The sequence below is a fragment of the Methanospirillum lacunae genome (genome assembly GCF_003173355.1).
In the GTDB taxonomy this organism is placed as follows: Archaea; Halobacteriota; Methanomicrobia; order Methanomicrobiales; family Methanospirillaceae; genus Methanospirillum; species Methanospirillum lacunae.
In genome coordinates this window covers 185,976-202,101 of sequence record NZ_QGMY01000006.1, presented here as the reverse complement: position 1 = coordinate 202,101, position 16,126 = coordinate 185,976, and the positions used below count along the sequence as shown (strand labels likewise).

Sequence of the window (16,126 nt, the reverse complement as noted above, 5' to 3'; positions counted from 1 at the left end):
TTACCATACTATATGTAAAAGGTATTTTACATATGCTTTCTTCTCGACAGATCACATGGTGAAATATATCCGAATGTATGCCGGACCTATAAATTGTAGTTTTGAGATTTTCACGGGAAGAACTATCTAAACCCAATGAGTATATTTTCTTTAGCTTCACAGGGAGGAACGGATCATCTCATTTGAGTGCCAGCAATGTGGTGAATGTTGCAGTTACCTGGGGCTGGTTTTTTGTATTGTAAAGCCCTGCAATCCATACACATTTCTGATTGAAAACCAGTACACCGGAATGAAGCATAAAGTATCGGTCTCTCCACACATGCATCATCTCTACGATGATCAGACAATATTTACTGAGCGTCCTGATGCCTGTCCTTTCTTCAGGAGAGATGATAAAGATGGTCTCCATTACTGCACAGTCCATCTCACACGGCCTGATATCTGCCAGGAATATGGGTGTTGGCGGTTTCTGATTCTTGACTCATCTGGTAACCGTGCCGGACGAGTGATGCAGAGCAGACATCTCCATGCAGAAGACCCGGATTTGGAAAAAATTTGGGATACCAGTGTAAGAACTCTTCATGAACCTGATGATAAGGTTTGGGATCAAAAGATGTGTGATATCGTACGGAGAGCTGGATTTCAGATTAGATCATAATATGATAATTTCAAGTTTTACTACTGAGAACCCCGGATTCTGAACATATCAGAAGGAATATGTATCTCAAATCGGGCCCCTTTCCCATGAATTCCTGTCTCTTGAATCTCAACTCCAGTAATCCCAAGTATTTCTTTGGCAAGGAAGAGTCCCAGTCCGGTATTTTTTCCATATCCCCTGTCGAAGATAAATGTTTTTTCCTGGTCTGAAATCCCTGCTCCGTTATCTTGCCAAAATATTGTACAGCCAGATGATTCCCGGACATATGATACTTCAATCATAGTTACTTTCTCACCGTGTCTGATTGAATTATCAAGCAGGGTCTGAAAGACCTTTTCCAGCATAGGATCAGCATATACTTCCAAACCTGAAACGTTTGATTTGAAGGCAATTTCAGGAGGAATTTCCTGATATGGAAGAATTTCCTGAATTTTCTGCCATAGAGGTTCATGAGAACCGAGATCCTGGTAAACTTTGGTAAATTCAATCTGGTTTCTCATGGTACTTGCGATCTGCTCAATCTTCCCTATGTAGGTTTTGCATTCAGAATCATTTGGATTATCTTTTATCAGGACGAGATATGCGATCATGGCAGTTAATTTGTTGTTGATATCATGACGGGTAATGCTGGTTAGCAGGTTTATCTGTTCGTTGGCTCTCTTGAGGGCAGTTTCTGCACGTTGTCGTTCACTGATGAACCTGGCCTGCTGAACATTCTGGTATGCTCTGGCTGAAAGTTCGTTTGCAAAGAGATAGAGAATTGAAGCAACTTTTCCAAATTGTTCTCTTGACATTTGCGGGACTTCTGCAAATGCCTCTTTGAATTTCTCCCGGTTTGCACCAATCTCATCAGCATATGCCAGAACCTCATCTTCGTTTACATCCTCGTTCTTTACCTGCCCGATAAGCCAACTTGCAATGTGGTTTCCCCCTACGGTAATGTTTGCAGCTGCATCCCACAATCCTCCGCTCATACATCGCTGGATAACAGGACCAGACGGGTGAAATCTGCCAATAGACTGATCTGAATGTGTACAGTTTGCCTTTCCTTTCTCAGTTTTTCGGATAATATCATTGCAAAGCCTGCAAAAGTTGCTAGGCTTTGTAATCCATGTGCCATCAGGAAGGGTAATCAAGGATCCTACCTGTGTGGCCTCTGAAAATGCATCCTGAAGCTGCTGAAGCTGATCGATGTTGAAGAGATCTGCAAACTGAACTGATCCTGGTTCATTCAGAGGCTGTGTAAGAGCCACTATTCTTTCTACCAGTGACTTTTCAAGATTCTTTTTTGCTGTAATATCAATAACATGAACAAGAAATCCTCTCTGGGATAGGTTCTGACTATCCCATATTGGACTGATGACCACCTCCAGATACATTGTTCCGGATTTTGAGGTCTGGTACTGGTTCCGTGACCATATCTTTTCAAAGTCAAAAAGGGCCTCAAATTTCTGAATTTCACCCTTTTCCACTTTTTCGCGTAAATTAGCGGGTAGATTTGGATCTTCCCAAAGGTTGAATCCTTTCAGGCCCTCATAGTTTGTGATACCAAAAATATCCAGGCATGCCTGATTAATCTCAAGGAGTTTCCCATCAGCATCGAACCATTCGTGCCCTATTGGTGAACTAAAGAAGAGATCCCTGAATCTGGACTGGCTGTGCAGCAACTCTTTAAGATTCGCATCGTTTGTATCATATTGTCTTTTAAGTTCTTCTTCAGTTGCGATGAGTTCCTCGTTGGCTGCCTGCAGGTTTGCATATGCTTCAACTAACTCATTTTCAGCATTTTTTCGTGCCGTAATTTCTTCGATGGTGCCTTCGAACCAGATGTCATCCCCTTCCTGAACCAGCCGGGCATAAAGTGAGATCCAAATCTTCTTTGAATCCTTGCGATACATCTCAACTTCATACCCTTCAATTGATCCCTTATCCAATAGTGTCCTGACAAATTCGAGGCGTTTTTCTGGATTTACATAAATCTGGTCTCCAATATTGACCACTTCTTCAATCATCTGTTCAGGGGATTCATATCCAAATATCCTGGCGAATGCCGGATTTAAAGCCCGGTTCTTGCCCTCCGGGGTAGTCTGGAATATTCCAAGTGCTGAATTGTCAAAGATGTTTCTGAATTCGCGTTCACTCTTTTTGAGCGCCTGCTGAGCTGAATACAGTTCTGTGATGTCCCTACCGATAATTACGAGTCCTTTTCTGCTGCCGTCTTCATGGAAAGTTGGCACCTTGATGATGTCAAACACCCTGTCCGGTCCATCAGGACGTGGGATACTTTCTATTCCCCTGATACTGGTTCCTGCCTGCCATGCCTTTTCATCTGAATCTTGACAGACCAGGAATGCATCCCGGTAAAATGAGTTATATTCTGCAAGTTCCCTATCTGTTTTATTCTTATATTGCACACCCTCGAGTTGGAATAACTCAATATCAAAATCATTTGCTTCAATCCACCTGCCTTCCCCATCCTTGAAGCAGATGATATCAGGCATTGCATTGATAAGGGTTCGAAGCCGTGACTCATTTTCACGTATGATTTCTTCAGTCTGTTTTCGTTCAGTTATATCCCGATTGCTTACTCTTCTGCCGATATATGCTCCATGTGATCCAAACACTGGGATGCAGATATGTTCAATCCATCTGATATTGCCGTTGCGATTGATAATCCTGAATTCAATCCTTTCACTGGTTTTTTTATCTTCATTTATTTGTATATGATTCTGCCAGAGTTCCTTATCATCAGGGTGAATTATTTCTGTGATAAGAGAGCGGTTCTGAACAAATTCAGTATTTGGGTATCCGGTTACGGTAAGGGCAGTCGGGGAACAGTAAATGATCTGATTGTCCGGATTTTCCCAGTACTCCCAGTCTGCAGTGTAATCTGTGATATATTGGTAAATATCCATGTAATTGCGCAATTCAAGTTCAGAAAGGAACTGATCCGTAATATCCCTGATAGTTGCAATTGCACCGGTTACTTGCATTTCAGATGAATACAGAGGACCTGCATGAATACGCAGATATCTTTCACCGTTTGGGAGATGAAAATAGTTTTCAGCGATAATCTGATCGCCTTCATGCCTGAATTCCGGGTATTCGTCTGCAACTCCCGGGATATCATCAAGTATCAGATCAATAATCTGGGGTTTTTCAATGCCCATGAAAGGGATGGAATAAACATATCCTGACAAGCCGATAATGTCTTTTCCTGAAACCCCTGTAAATTTTTCAATGGCACGATTCCATGCAGTAACACGATGATCTTTATCAATGGCAAAGGTGGGATCTGGAAGGGCGGAGATCATCTCTGAAAGCTGGAGCCTAGAGGTTTTGAGTGCATCGATTGCCTCCCTTCGTTCAATGGCACTTCTGATTTTATGACTCAGCTCGGCGAACTCAGATTTTGGTTCTCCTCCTTTTTGCAGATAAAAATCAGCCCCACTGTTGAGAGCTTCAATAACAACATCTTCGCGTCCCCTTCCGGTGAATATAATAAAAGGTGTGTTATTTCCAGATTCTCTGATTTTTCGGAGCAACTCAATTCCATTGAGTGCAGGCATCTCGTAATCAGAGACTATAGCATGATATGAACCTGAAAATATTCTTTCAATTGCCTCACGAGGAGAAGGGATAATATCTACTGAAAAATCACTGGAACGCTCCAGAAAAAGTTTACCTATTGTCAGCAGATCCTCATCATCGTCAACATAGAGGATCTGATATTTATCAACTATCATTGTCTTCCATTAGTGAATATCAATCGGATAATCAAGAGATAGTTCTGGTATTGTAAGAGTGTATGGATTAGATATAAACTTATATGCCGAAGTATTCGGTTCTAACAGGATCAAATTTTTCGAAAATGTACTGTCGGTAGATTCTCATAGGAGAGAAGGAGAATTAATTCAGATGTGTGGGCGGTTTTGTATTGCGGCTTCTCCCGGGGAGATAACAGACCTGTTTAAGGTCTTTGTTCCAACCGTGTTCAGGCCCAGATATAATATTGCTCCAGGCCAGATGATCCTTGTAATAACCGGATCTGCAGCCCATATGGTTGAATGGGGCTATCAATTCAATGATCAAAAACGAATTATCAATATCAGGAGTGAATCGATCAATGAGTATATCAGCCGTACTGATTCAGACACTACTCATAGGTGTCTGATTCCAGCCTCTGGATTCTATGAATGGAAACAAGAAAAGAACCGGAAGGTTCCTTATTACTTCTTTCCACCATCTGATCCGCTATTTGCGTTTGCTGGTTTGCTAAAACAAGGGAAAACTGGTTATCAGGCAGCCATCCTCACAACCGAGGCTATGCCTCATTATGCTGATGTTCATAACCGTATGCCTGTATTGCTCTCCCTTTCTGATGTGAAAGATTACCTTGCAGATGGGGATATTCCACCTTCAATCGAACTTGAAATGCACCAGGTATCATCACGGGTTAATCACGTGGTAAATGATGATCCTGGCCTGATTAAACCTGTTAATGAGGGATATAAACAGACGAAACTTGAGATATAAGAAAGGTGGAATAACCTTTCTTGGAATTTTTTATCTGATATTATCTCTGATTATTCCATACAGATGGTTGAGATATCATGAGTTCCTATCACATTGCTATAATTGTTGGAAGCTTGAGAAAGGAGTCATATAACCAGAAACTGGCCACTGCTATTGGTAAACTGGCACCTTCTGAATTTTTATTTACTCATATTCGTATCGATGATTTGCCATTATACAATCAGGATGATGATGAAAACCAGGCTCCCTCTGTTGTGAGGATGAAGAATGAGATAAGTCAGGCTGAAGGCATTCTTTTTGTAACTCCAGAATATAACCGATCAATTCCTGGTGTGCTCAAAAATGCACTTGATCACGGATCCCGTCCTCATGATAAGAATGTCTGGGCTGGAAAGCCAGCCGGAATCCTGGGTGTATCAACCGGATCTGCAGGAACAGCCATGGCACAACAGCATCTCCGTAATGTCCTTTCATATCTTGATGTTCCAGTTCTTCGCCAGCCTGAAGCTTATATCCAACTCAGGGACGGGTTGTTTGACGAGAACAATACCATTGGAGAAAGAAGCAGACCATTTATGCAGAACTGGATGGATCACTATGTCACCTGGGTGAAGACTTATTCGCCTTAATCATACCGCTATCTCTTAACAAGAATAACAATACAATTTTTTTAAGAATCCAATTGTATATTACACATATTTCTTGGTCTTATTCATAGCATCCTGAACAAAACTTTTTGATATTATGGTTCCGTTATCTGAAGGATTGATTTTGAGTGCCTGCCCATATGCCTGCAATGCTTCTTTGTATTTCAGAAGGCCTTTGTATGCATCGCCTTTACTACTCCATACGATACTATTCTGTGGATCAATGGCGATTGCCTTGTTATAAGATTCAATGGCTTCCTCATTCTTTCCAATGTTCTTTAATGCATCACCTTTTGCTTTCCAGAGATCAGCGTTATCAGGGTACTGAATGAGTGACTGGTTGTATGCAACCACAGCGTCCCCATATTTACCCATATCTACGAGGATTGTTCCCTTTTTGATCCAGAGATCATATCTTTTTGGATCAATATCAAGAGCTGAATTGTATGCATCCAGAGCCCCCTGATATTTTCCACTCCTGGCAAGTGCGTCTCCTTTTTTTATCCATGTTGTCAGGTTATCAGGAGTTATATCAGAAGCCTGATCAAATGCTTTGGCAGCATTGGTATCTTCTCCCTGATCTACCAGTATATCTCCTTTTTTAACCCAGGCCTCAGCATTTTGTGGATTTCTTTTAATGGCCTCGCTATATGCATCCAATGCTTCATCTGTCTTGTTGAGTCCAGAAAGAACGATCCCTTTTTGGTACCAGGCCTCAGCAGTAGTGGGATCTATGGAAATTGCCTGTTCAAATACTGCAACTGCATCAGTTTTTTTCCCAATCCCAGCTAGTGCTACACCTTTGCCGATCAATGGCGAGATATTGGAAGGTTCATATCCTGCAGATTTGTTAAATACATCATATGCCTCCTGATATTTTCCGAGTTTAAGAAGGGCATCTCCTTTTGCAGTCAATATTTCCGGATTATTTGGGCTGATGGCTGATGCCTGTCCGAATGTCGATGCTGCATCGCTATACTTACCAAGTGCTGATAGGACTTCCCCCTTTATTCTCCATGTTTCTGCATCATTCTTGTTAATTGAGGTTGCTTTATCAAATGTAGTGATAGCCTCAGTGTATTGTCCTTGCCTGGCGAGCGATTCCCCTTTACCAGTCCATGCCCGTGAATTTTCAGGATTTATTTCAAGAGCCTGATCATATGCTTTTTCTGCACGCTCGAATTTTTCCAGGCATACCAGAGCATCCCCCATCCCTATCCAGCCTTCTTCTTCTTTTGGAGAGATTGCTATGGTTGTATCGAATGCCTTTACAGCCTCATCGTATTTTTTTAGTTTTAACAGAGCTTCCCCTTTATGAAGCCACGCTTCTATCTTTCTTGGGCTGAGTGTGATAGCCTGATCATATGCCCTGATAGCCTTTTCCCACTGGCCCGATCTTTGCAGGGCATCTCCTTTATAAACCTGAATACTGGAATTCTGTGGGAAAAGTGCTATGGCCTTATCAAAGGCCTGTATTGCCTCTTGATTTTTACCCTGGTCCATAAACGCCTCTCCTCTGCTAATCCATGAATCAGCAGAATCACTATCAGCGAAACATCCGTTCATTACAACGCCTAAAATGAGAGTCTGAAGGATGAGGAGAGGAAGCATTTTCATAAAGAATGGTTTATCTTTGATATCATATGGCTATCGATATGTCATGTTCCCTGGTACGTTCATTCAATATTATGATGAATAATCGGACTATCTGATTATTTCAGGAATGGGTGTATTATATTAATGACTGACCCTGGATGAAAGAGAAAAATATAATAAATTATCAAATCCGGTTGTGTCTGTTTTTTCTCATAGTCTGCAGCATTGTCTGTCCTGTCTCTTCAGCACCCCTGATGAATACATCAACGCAGGATTCGATCATTGTAGATTTTGACCAGTTTGCAACCGATGTATTCAATCAGTCTGATATCCCCGGAATGGCGATTGCGATCACAGATCGCTCCCATATACTGTATGCAAAGGGGTTTGGTATGACATCTCTTGAAAACCCGCAGCCGGTAACTCCTGATACAATATTTCTGATAAATTCAATGTCAAAGGCTTTTACATCGGCAATTGTCGGTATTCTGATTGACAGAGGTGTTTTCTCCTGGAATGACACTGTCGTTTCAATTCTTCCTGATTTTGCCCTGAGTGACCCTAAAACAACCCGGGAGATCACCATCAGTGATCTGCTGGTTCATAATTCAGGGCTCTTTGAGTATGATGGAGATCTTCTGTTCAGAATGGGCCTTAAATCGAATGACATTGTTCATCAGATGCGGTATCTTGAAACAGAAAAGCCGTTTAGATCTGGATATGGGTATAACAATCTGCATTACTTTGTTGCATCCGAAATGATCAACAAGAAGACCGGTTATCCCCTGAGTTACACTCTGAAAGATCTACTATTAACTCCTCTTGGGATGCAGAACACTTCAATTGGATTTGATTTTCTCTCTTCTCCTGAAACAACGCGGTGCGGGTTTGCAGATCATCATATCATATCTGAAAATGGCTATGTGCCGGTTCCAATGGACAAGGACTATCTCTATGGAGAGTATGGTGAGGTTGGAGCGGGTGGTATCAGTTCAAATGTGATTGATATGACAAAATGGCTTCGGTTATGGCTCAATGAAGGTAAAATATCCGGTAATCGGGTGCTGCAAAATGAAACAATCAGGGAGATCTTAAGGCCGGCTAACACCATTGCTTCAGGGCCAGGATTTAATTTTACTTATGCTAAAGGCTGGGTGGTAAAATGTGATCCCATGCTGCCTTATCCGGTAATCTGGCATAATGGTGCAACTGCCGGAATGAGTTCGTATAATGGATTCATCCCTGAGGAGGGTATTGGGATTGTTGTCCTGACAAATGCCGGTGAGAATGGTGTTGCTGATTTTATTGGAGATACTTTCATGTTCATGATATCAAATCCGACAGATTACTACGAGTTCACCAATATCAGTGCACTTGGTAGTGATATCAGGCCAACTGCTCCTGTATCCCCATATTCTGGTGTAAAACCGGGAACGTATGATTATTCAGGTCTTCAGGGTTCGTATCTGAATAATTATTATGGTGAGATGAATATCAGAAATGAATCCGGAGATTTCATTGTTGAACTCGGTCCCAGGCCATTAAGACTTAATCTGACTCCAGTCAATAAGACATCCAGTCTCTTCAGGTTTGAACCGCTGATACAGAATGTTTCCACTCCTGATGGACTCTTCTCGTTCACATATAATTCTGACAATAAGGTCGAAACCATATCTGCTCAAGGCCTGACAAACCCGGACCGCCCTCCTGTTATCTTTAGCAGGGTATCCTGACCCTTATTCCTTGATTATGTGGGGAATGTCGGCATTGATCAAGTTCGTAAGATCTGGCCGGTAAGCAGAGAAGAAATTACATAACTCCGTCACCGGTTGGATACCTATTTCTCATGAAAAAGGTGACGCTTATCTATGCTGGTCAGCCAGGAGTCAGAAAAGAGGATCATTAGCCTCATTCGTCTCCACATTATTCCGTTTGCATTACTTCTCTATATCGTTGCATTTCTTGACAGGGTCAATCTTGGTTATGCTGCTATTGTTATGAATCCTGATCTTGGCATAAGTGCCGAGTTATTTGGGTTTATTTCCGGGATTTTTTTCATCGGCTACCTGATATTTGAGGTTCCGAGCAACATCATCATGCAAAAGGTGGGCGCCAGGATCTGGATTGGAAGGATCATGATCTCCTGGGGTCTTGTTGCCGTGCTGATGGGATTTGTCCAGAGCCCTGAGCACCTGATTATTCTCAGATTCTTACTCGGTATAGCAGAAGCCGGGTTCTTTCCCGGAATGATCTGGTACCTCGGTACGTGGTTCCCTCACCGGTATCTTGCCAGATCAATTGCACTTTTCTCAACAGCAATTGTGATCTCAAATATTATCGGAGCCCCACTCTCGATGTATATCCTGGATACAGTAAACTGGGGCTCTGTTGCATCATGGAGATGGCTCTTTATTATTGAAGGGATTCCTGCCATCCTATTTGGTGTTCTTTCACTTTTCATTCTCAAAAACCGGCCTGCTGATGCCGGTTGGCTTGATTCTGATCAAAAACAGTGGCTGGTTTCAGAGCTCGAATCCGGAACAATCAGGATGAAATCTCATCGTCTTGGGGATATTCTGACAGATACAAGGGTTCTGCTTTTTTCAGGGACCTATTTTGCAGTAACTGTCGGAATGTATGCAATCATCTTCTTTCTTCCAACACTTTCAAGTTCATTTCTCCACGATCTTGACATGAGAGTTATCGGACTCATTTTGATGATTCCCTATATTGTGACCCTTATCTGTATGTTTCTTGTATCTTCTCATTCTGATCTCAGGGGCGAGCGGCTCTATCACATTATTATTCTGTTTTTCATTGCCGGAGCCGGTCTGACCCTTGATCAGCTGGCAGAAGATCCCATACTTTCTCTTCTGGGCATCACGATTGCATTATCCGGAATTTTATCAATTATCGGGCCGTTCTGGTCGTATGTGCTCTCCGTGTTTACTCCAGATGAGCAGCCTGTCGGCGTTGCGGTCATAAATTCAATTGGAAATCTCGGAGGTTTTGTCGGACCGGTGATAACCGGATATCTCATCTCCCTTTTTAAGACCCTTGATAGTGGATGGCCGGTGATTACTTTCATCCTCTGTCTGGGGGCTGTGATGATATTTATGGCCGGAAAAAAAGGAATTCGAATGTAAACTAAAAAACCCTGTTTTTTATAAGCACTCATATCCCATTGTCGTGGTTTTTTTCAACCTCAATGTAATCGTGTTTTTCCGGGTTTGGAAATGACAAGTGCGCTTTTTACCCGGATATCTCTTTAGTTTTGTTTGCATAACGATTTCAACGAACAAGCGGTTTTTACAGGAGAAATCATCATTTCTCAAACTATAGTGTATACAGATTTATGACATACACGTAATCTTTATTAATTCGACCCTTATTTTTCGGGTACAAATAGTTTAACCCTTATACGGTGACCAGCAGATATACAATGTATGAGTGCACGAAAGGATCCCGTTATCCGGTGTGCAGTTGTTTGCTGTTTTATTTGCGTTGGCTTGATTGGGGGAATAAGTCCGGGGCTGGCCGACCCGATGGTTACGATTGATGGGTATGATGATTCATATGTCTGGGGATCTGTGAACGATATTATGTTCCCTCTCCATTTTGAAATTTTGATTTACGGAAAACATACTGATGGCAAATGGTATGGCCCTGTCACTACCGGTAACGATACATTTCCTGAAATTTCTCCGTATAAACAATGGAGAGGTCGGTACACAACAGGGAGTGAGAGTGATAATGCGACTGCATTTAAAGTATTTCTTGTAAAAAAGGGAGTTAATCTGAATCAGGTTCAGATAAAAGGCGCTGGTACTATTAAACTCTACTATGCCGATGTAATTTCATCAACCGAAGGTGAAAAGAAATAATTCTGATGAATATCTCGTAAGTATGAGCATAGTAAACTCAGGAACTCTTCATATTTTTCGGCTACGTGATCCTCTTTATATTTTTTTGATTTTAGATCCAGAATCTTTCCAAAAAGATCTTGATCCCTGTCATCCTCTGACCACCTGATGATACCCTACGCAGGTAGTACTTAATTCTCATGGGTCCAATATTCATACTAACAGGGTTGTGTCTCTCAATAGCCCTGGTGGGGAAGGTATGCTATGTTAAATCAGCATGTATTGTGGAGATCTCTTATCTTCACCATTTTTCTTGGAATAATCCTGTTCCCGGCAGTAAACGCTGACGGATCTGGAACTGCAGTTGATAACAAATCTGTGACGCAATTAACGGGTAATGTTGCACCTACGGCCACGCAGGTGGCGTATACCTCTTCCGGCGCTCCGTATGTGCCTGGCGAAGTTATTGTCAGGTACAAGAAACCATCCGGCGGGGTATCAGCAGAGAGTGTTATGTCACCCGGTCTGATGGCAATGGGAGCCGAGTTATCTGATGATTTCTCAGCAGAAGGCCTCAAAAATATGCAGATGATCCATACCGGAGAGAATGTCACTGTTCAGCAGGCGGTCACTGAATTGACTAATTCCTCCTTTGTGGAGTATGCAGAGCCCAATTATATCGTGTCCCTGATGCCAAATGAGAACTCGACACCGCCGGGACCGGAAAAAATGAGTGCCGAATCGGTATCGGGCGGGCCGAATGATCCCAGGTTCAACGAACAGTGGGCGCTCTACAACACCGGTCAGGACGGCGGTTCCAGCGGTGATGATATCAATGTCATTCCTGCCTGGGCAAAAACTACCGGTTCCGACTCAATCGTGGTAGCAGTCATTGATACCGGTGCTGATTATAATCATCCTGATCTAGCCCAGAACATATGGACAAACTCTAAAGAGATCCCTGGAAATGGAATTGATGATGATGGTAACGGGTATGTCGATGATGTTCATGGATGGAATTTCATCAGCAACACAAATGACCCCATGGATGACAACGGTCATGGAACTCATTGCGCAGGGGTGATTGGTGCAGTTGGAAACAATGGTGTCGGTATCTCTGGTGTAAATCAAAAAGTAAAGATTATGCCACTTAAAGTTCTCGGAAAAGATGGTAACGGAGACATGGCAAGTATAATCAAGGCATTTGCATATGCACGGACAATGGGTGCCAAAGTTATCAGTTGTTCATGGGGAGGAACAACCCGCAGTGAAGCTCTTGGTGATGCTGTTTCCCAGACCAGTCTTCCGATTGTCTGTGCTGCCGGAAATTCAGGAGTCAATACTGATATTATCGCCCAGTATCCTTCCTGCTTTGACAGTCCACAGATCATTTCAGTTGCTGCAAGTGATGCCAAAGATGGAATTCCCTCGTACTCCAACTATGGTCCTACCTCGGTAGATGTCGCAGCTCCTGGTGACTGGATCCTCTCAACATATCCTACAGCTCTTGGGTATGACTATATCAAGATGAAAGGAACCTCAATGGCTACCCCGCAGGTATCAGGTCTTGCTGCACTCCTCCTGTCAGTCAATCCGAGCCTCTCAACTGATCAGATCAAACAATTAATCCTGAATAATGCTGATCAGGTTCCTGCATTCTCAGGAAAAGTAGTATCCGGAGGCAGGATAAATGCAGGAAAGACCCTCAATGCTGCGACTGGTGGAGCACCCACAGAGGTACCGACTGCAGTACCTACTGCAACACAGACCGTTCCAACTCAGGCACCTACGGTAATGCCAACAGTTACGCAGACTCCTGCACCAACTCAGGCTCCAACCGAGGTACCAACAGTACAACCAACCGCAACTCCAACTGTTCCGACCCAGATTCCAACACAAGTACCTACGGTAACCCCGACGGTGACTCAGACTTTAAGTCCCTCTGTTGGAGTTCAGCCTCTCCAGGGTCAAAACAATCAGCCCCGTGATCTCAACAATGATGGGAAGTATGAAGATCTGAATGGTGATGGTGTCAGTAATCAGACAGATGTAGAGCTTTATTTCAGGATGATCGAATGGATTGCATCTAATGAGCCTGTATCTGCGTTTGACTTTTCAGGAAATGGCAGGATTGACTTTACTGATATCCTTACCCTTTACAGAAGCATAAAGTAAGCAACCGGTAACGAAAAGTGCCAACTGTTTATGGAATAATCCGGAACAGTCTGGGTTCTTATTTTTTTTGCACCTTGGAATTTACCTGATAGAATAATATTTTTTTTGGTTGGTATTCCAAATCAAACCTTATTTGAAACGATTTTTCTTTTCAGGGAATAAGCATCAGAACACCGACAATAAACATCAGGACAGCAAAAAAGTACCTGAGAATTTTTGCAGGGCACCGATGTGCATATTTAACTCCCACTATTGAAAGGGGAATGGTTGTTGCTACGAGAACTCCCCACTGAACGAGATCAACATATCCGATAGAGTATGGTGGCAGACCTGCAACTCCGAGTCCATGCCAGAGATACGTTGCTACCGCTCCTGCTGATGAAAATATAAGACAGGCTGAAGAAGTTCCGATTGCAGTGTGAACCGGATAATGCAGAAGGAGAACCAGGACCGGGACCAGGACTACACCTCCGCCTACCCCTGCAAGACTCGTAATGTTGCCGATGCAAAACCCGATAAAGAGAAGCACAGGCAGTGATTGTCTGGGAGGACAGACTAAGCATTCCTTTACATTCCAAAACATTCTTACAGCCATCAGGGTCACAAGCACGGCAAAAAAAGTTTTGAGAACCTGACCTGGCAGAAATGTTGCAATTGTCCCGCCTGTGACAGCCCCAACCACTGCTGCACCTCCCATCGGTATTGCAGTCTGCCAGTCAACTGCTTTCCTCCGATGATGCCCGAGTGCTGATGTCATCACCGTGGGAAGGGTGACTGCAAGACCGGTTGCAAAAGCAACCCTGATGGCAAGGGTACTGTCAAGTCCGTCGCTGACGAGCAGCCAGTACTGCACCGGCACCATGATGAAACATCCGCCGACGCCAACCATGCCTGATGCGAATCCGGCAACAGATCCGGTTGTAATCAGAGAAAGCAGGTAGAGTATAATATCCATGAATAAACCGGTCTCCGGTGTTGATGATACTTCTCACAGGGTATTTGTGTCTCTGAACTTATTGCTCTGCGCCACGCTTGTGGGGATAGCTGGTATGATACTGGTACAGGTCAGGTACTAGAGTATGTCAAAAGCCGCCCTCCTTCTCATTGACATGCAGAATGACTTTGTCCTTGAAGGGAAACCACTTCAGGTCAAAGGGGCTCGTTCAATCATTCCGAATATACGGCATGTCCTGGATCAGTTCAGATCTGCGGGTCTCCCGGTTTTTCATGTTGTCCGTATTCATCGTTCTGATGGTTCAGATGTTGAGATTATGCGCAAAGAACTCTTCCAAAAAAGCCCGTTTGCTGTTGAAGGAACTTCTGGTGCAGCAGTGATCCATGAACTTGCACCATTGGAGTGTGAGTACCTGCTTCCCAAGATCAGAATGAGTGCCTTTATCGGAACCGGGCTTGATCTGACCCTGCGGACACTGGCAGTGGACACAATCGTTGTTGCAGGTATTCAGACTCCGAACTGCATCAGGACAACAGTCTTTGATGCCATGGCGTACAATTATCATACTTTTCTGGCTACTGACGCAACCGCAGCTCAGAATGATGAGATTCACCAGAATAATGTAAGGGATATGGCCAACATCGGAGTGCAAATAATACGATCTACAGATATTGCGTCCTGTCTAAAGCGGTAACCCATTTGACAGGTGCCAGATTCTGAAATCAGATATCCCCGATGATATCATGAACCTTTTTAAGGAATTCTTCGCCTTTGAATGGCTTTATGATGTATCCGAGTGCCCCTTCCTTGAGTGCCATGTCAATCATCCGGTAATCATCTGCTGCTGTACAGATCAGAACCCTGACTGCAGGATCTACCTTCTTCAGTTGCTTAAGGGTCTGAATTCCATTGAGGTTTGGCATAATGATATCAAGAATAACAAGAACAGGCCTGAGTTCCAGATACTTCTGCAGTGCCTGAACTCCGTCTTCAGCTTCCACTACCGTACATCCTGCGTGGTGTAAAAATAGGGCTTCAATTTCACGGGCTAGTTCAGCATCATCTACGATCAGGATCTGTCTCTTATTACAGAACTGTTCTGTCATATGGATAATTACCGTACCTGATATCCGGCTTTGATGAGTTGGTTTTTAATATATTCTTCAGAGTCCTCTCCAGGTCCTGATACATCTGTAACAATCCCGTTGTAGGTATCCCGGAGAAGTGAATCACTACTGTGTAATGCAAGTGTTCCGGTGATATATCCTGCCTGATTTCCATCAGTCGAAAATATATCCATAATTTTGCACCGGTAATATTTACACTGGGCTGGACTGTCTGTATGAATGGTACATCCAATCCTTCCTTCACCAAGTGGACGGAGAAACCGGCAGGCAGTAGGGTTCTGATCAGAAAACGTGTGATCATCAAACAGATTTTGTTTGTCAGAATCTACCTCTGCTGAAAACTCTGTCCCGGTACTGACACAGCAACAGTCAAATGTGTACTGGCTTGTCTGCTTCTCGATAACGATGTAATCACCCAGATACATGCAACAGGTACCGCATATCCGGCACTCAAAACCCATACTGAGTATTGGTGCTGCTTCTATTCATTTTCACCATCAGCCTGCTTTTTTGGTGCAGTGTGTCACTGACTCTGCACCACTCTGCGTATCTTCATTACCTCTGCCCTC

Annotated in this window: 13 protein-coding genes; 8 read left to right on the top strand and 5 right to left on the bottom strand. The window is 43.3% G+C overall.

Annotation, left to right across the window (positions count from 1 at the left end):
- Positions 1-289: 289 nt before the first annotated feature.
- The gene (locus tag DK846_RS06785; RefSeq protein ID WP_342769652.1) at positions 290-658 is read left to right on the top strand and encodes a YkgJ family cysteine cluster protein; all 369 of its coding nucleotides are present in this window, start codon (positions 290-292) and stop codon (positions 656-658) included.
- Between the two features lie 20 nt (positions 659-678).
- Here the strand turns inward: DK846_RS06785 and DK846_RS17890 are convergent, their stop codons facing one another.
- On the bottom strand, positions 679-4,404 hold the full coding sequence (locus DK846_RS17890) for a PAS domain S-box protein (RefSeq protein WP_219970663.1): 3,726 nt from the start codon (positions 4,402-4,404) through the stop codon (positions 679-681).
- A gap of 172 nt (positions 4,405-4,576) precedes the next feature.
- Here DK846_RS17890 and DK846_RS06755 point away from each other — a divergent pair, with 172 nt between their 5' ends.
- Positions 4,577-5,194: an SOS response-associated peptidase gene (locus tag DK846_RS06755; protein WP_146201169.1), complete on the top strand. Its 618-nt coding sequence runs from the start codon at positions 4,577-4,579 to the stop codon at positions 5,192-5,194.
- A 77-nt stretch (positions 5,195-5,271) separates the two neighbouring features.
- Positions 5,272-5,823: an NADPH-dependent FMN reductase gene (locus DK846_RS06750; protein ID WP_109968172.1), complete on the top strand. Its 552-nt coding sequence runs from the start codon at positions 5,272-5,274 to the stop codon at positions 5,821-5,823.
- Positions 5,824-5,883: 60 nt separating this feature from the next.
- On the opposite strand, the gene DK846_RS06745 is transcribed toward DK846_RS06750, so the two are convergent.
- Positions 5,884-7,458, bottom strand: a complete 1,575-nt coding sequence (locus tag DK846_RS06745) for a tetratricopeptide repeat protein (RefSeq protein ID WP_109968171.1) — start codon at positions 7,456-7,458, stop codon at positions 5,884-5,886.
- Positions 7,459-7,691: 233 nt separating this feature from the next.
- On the opposite strand from DK846_RS06745, the gene DK846_RS06740 reads away from it, so the two are divergent.
- The 4 genes from DK846_RS06740 (at position 7,692) to DK846_RS06725 (ending at position 13,475) form a co-directional block, all read left to right on the top strand.
- The gene (locus tag DK846_RS06740; protein WP_181391663.1) at positions 7,692-9,170 is read left to right on the top strand and encodes a serine hydrolase domain-containing protein; all 1,479 of its coding nucleotides are present in this window, start codon (positions 7,692-7,694) and stop codon (positions 9,168-9,170) included.
- Positions 9,171-9,305: 135 nt separating this feature from the next.
- Positions 9,306-10,583: an MFS transporter gene (locus tag DK846_RS06735; protein ID WP_109968169.1), complete on the top strand. Its 1,278-nt coding sequence runs from the start codon at positions 9,306-9,308 to the stop codon at positions 10,581-10,583.
- 300 nt (positions 10,584-10,883) lie between these two features.
- A complete protein-coding gene (locus tag DK846_RS06730; RefSeq protein WP_109968168.1) occupies positions 10,884-11,321 on the top strand; it encodes a hypothetical protein in 438 nt (145 codons plus the stop codon).
- A 243-nt stretch (positions 11,322-11,564) separates the two neighbouring features.
- Positions 11,565-13,475: a S8 family serine peptidase gene (locus DK846_RS06725; RefSeq protein ID WP_109968167.1), complete on the top strand. Its 1,911-nt coding sequence runs from the start codon at positions 11,565-11,567 to the stop codon at positions 13,473-13,475.
- Between the two features lie 151 nt (positions 13,476-13,626).
- On the opposite strand, the gene DK846_RS06720 is transcribed toward DK846_RS06725, so the two are convergent.
- Positions 13,627-14,430 (bottom strand): sulfite exporter TauE/SafE family protein, encoded by an 804-nt coding sequence (locus DK846_RS06720; protein WP_109968166.1) that lies wholly within the window; start codon positions 14,428-14,430, stop codon positions 13,627-13,629.
- A 124-nt stretch (positions 14,431-14,554) separates the two neighbouring features.
- On the opposite strand from DK846_RS06720, the gene DK846_RS06715 reads away from it, so the two are divergent.
- A complete protein-coding gene (locus tag DK846_RS06715; RefSeq protein WP_109968165.1) occupies positions 14,555-15,124 on the top strand; it encodes a cysteine hydrolase family protein in 570 nt (189 codons plus the stop codon).
- Positions 15,125-15,152: 28 nt separating this feature from the next.
- Here the strand turns inward: DK846_RS06715 and DK846_RS06710 are convergent, their stop codons facing one another.
- Entirely contained in the window at positions 15,153-15,536 is a 384-nt protein-coding gene (locus DK846_RS06710) for a response regulator (RefSeq protein WP_109968164.1), read from the bottom strand.
- Positions 15,537-15,544: 8 nt separating this feature from the next.
- Positions 15,545-15,982: a hypothetical protein gene (locus DK846_RS06705; protein WP_109968163.1), complete on the bottom strand. Its 438-nt coding sequence runs from the start codon at positions 15,980-15,982 to the stop codon at positions 15,545-15,547.
- Positions 15,983-16,126 lie beyond the last annotated feature (144 nt).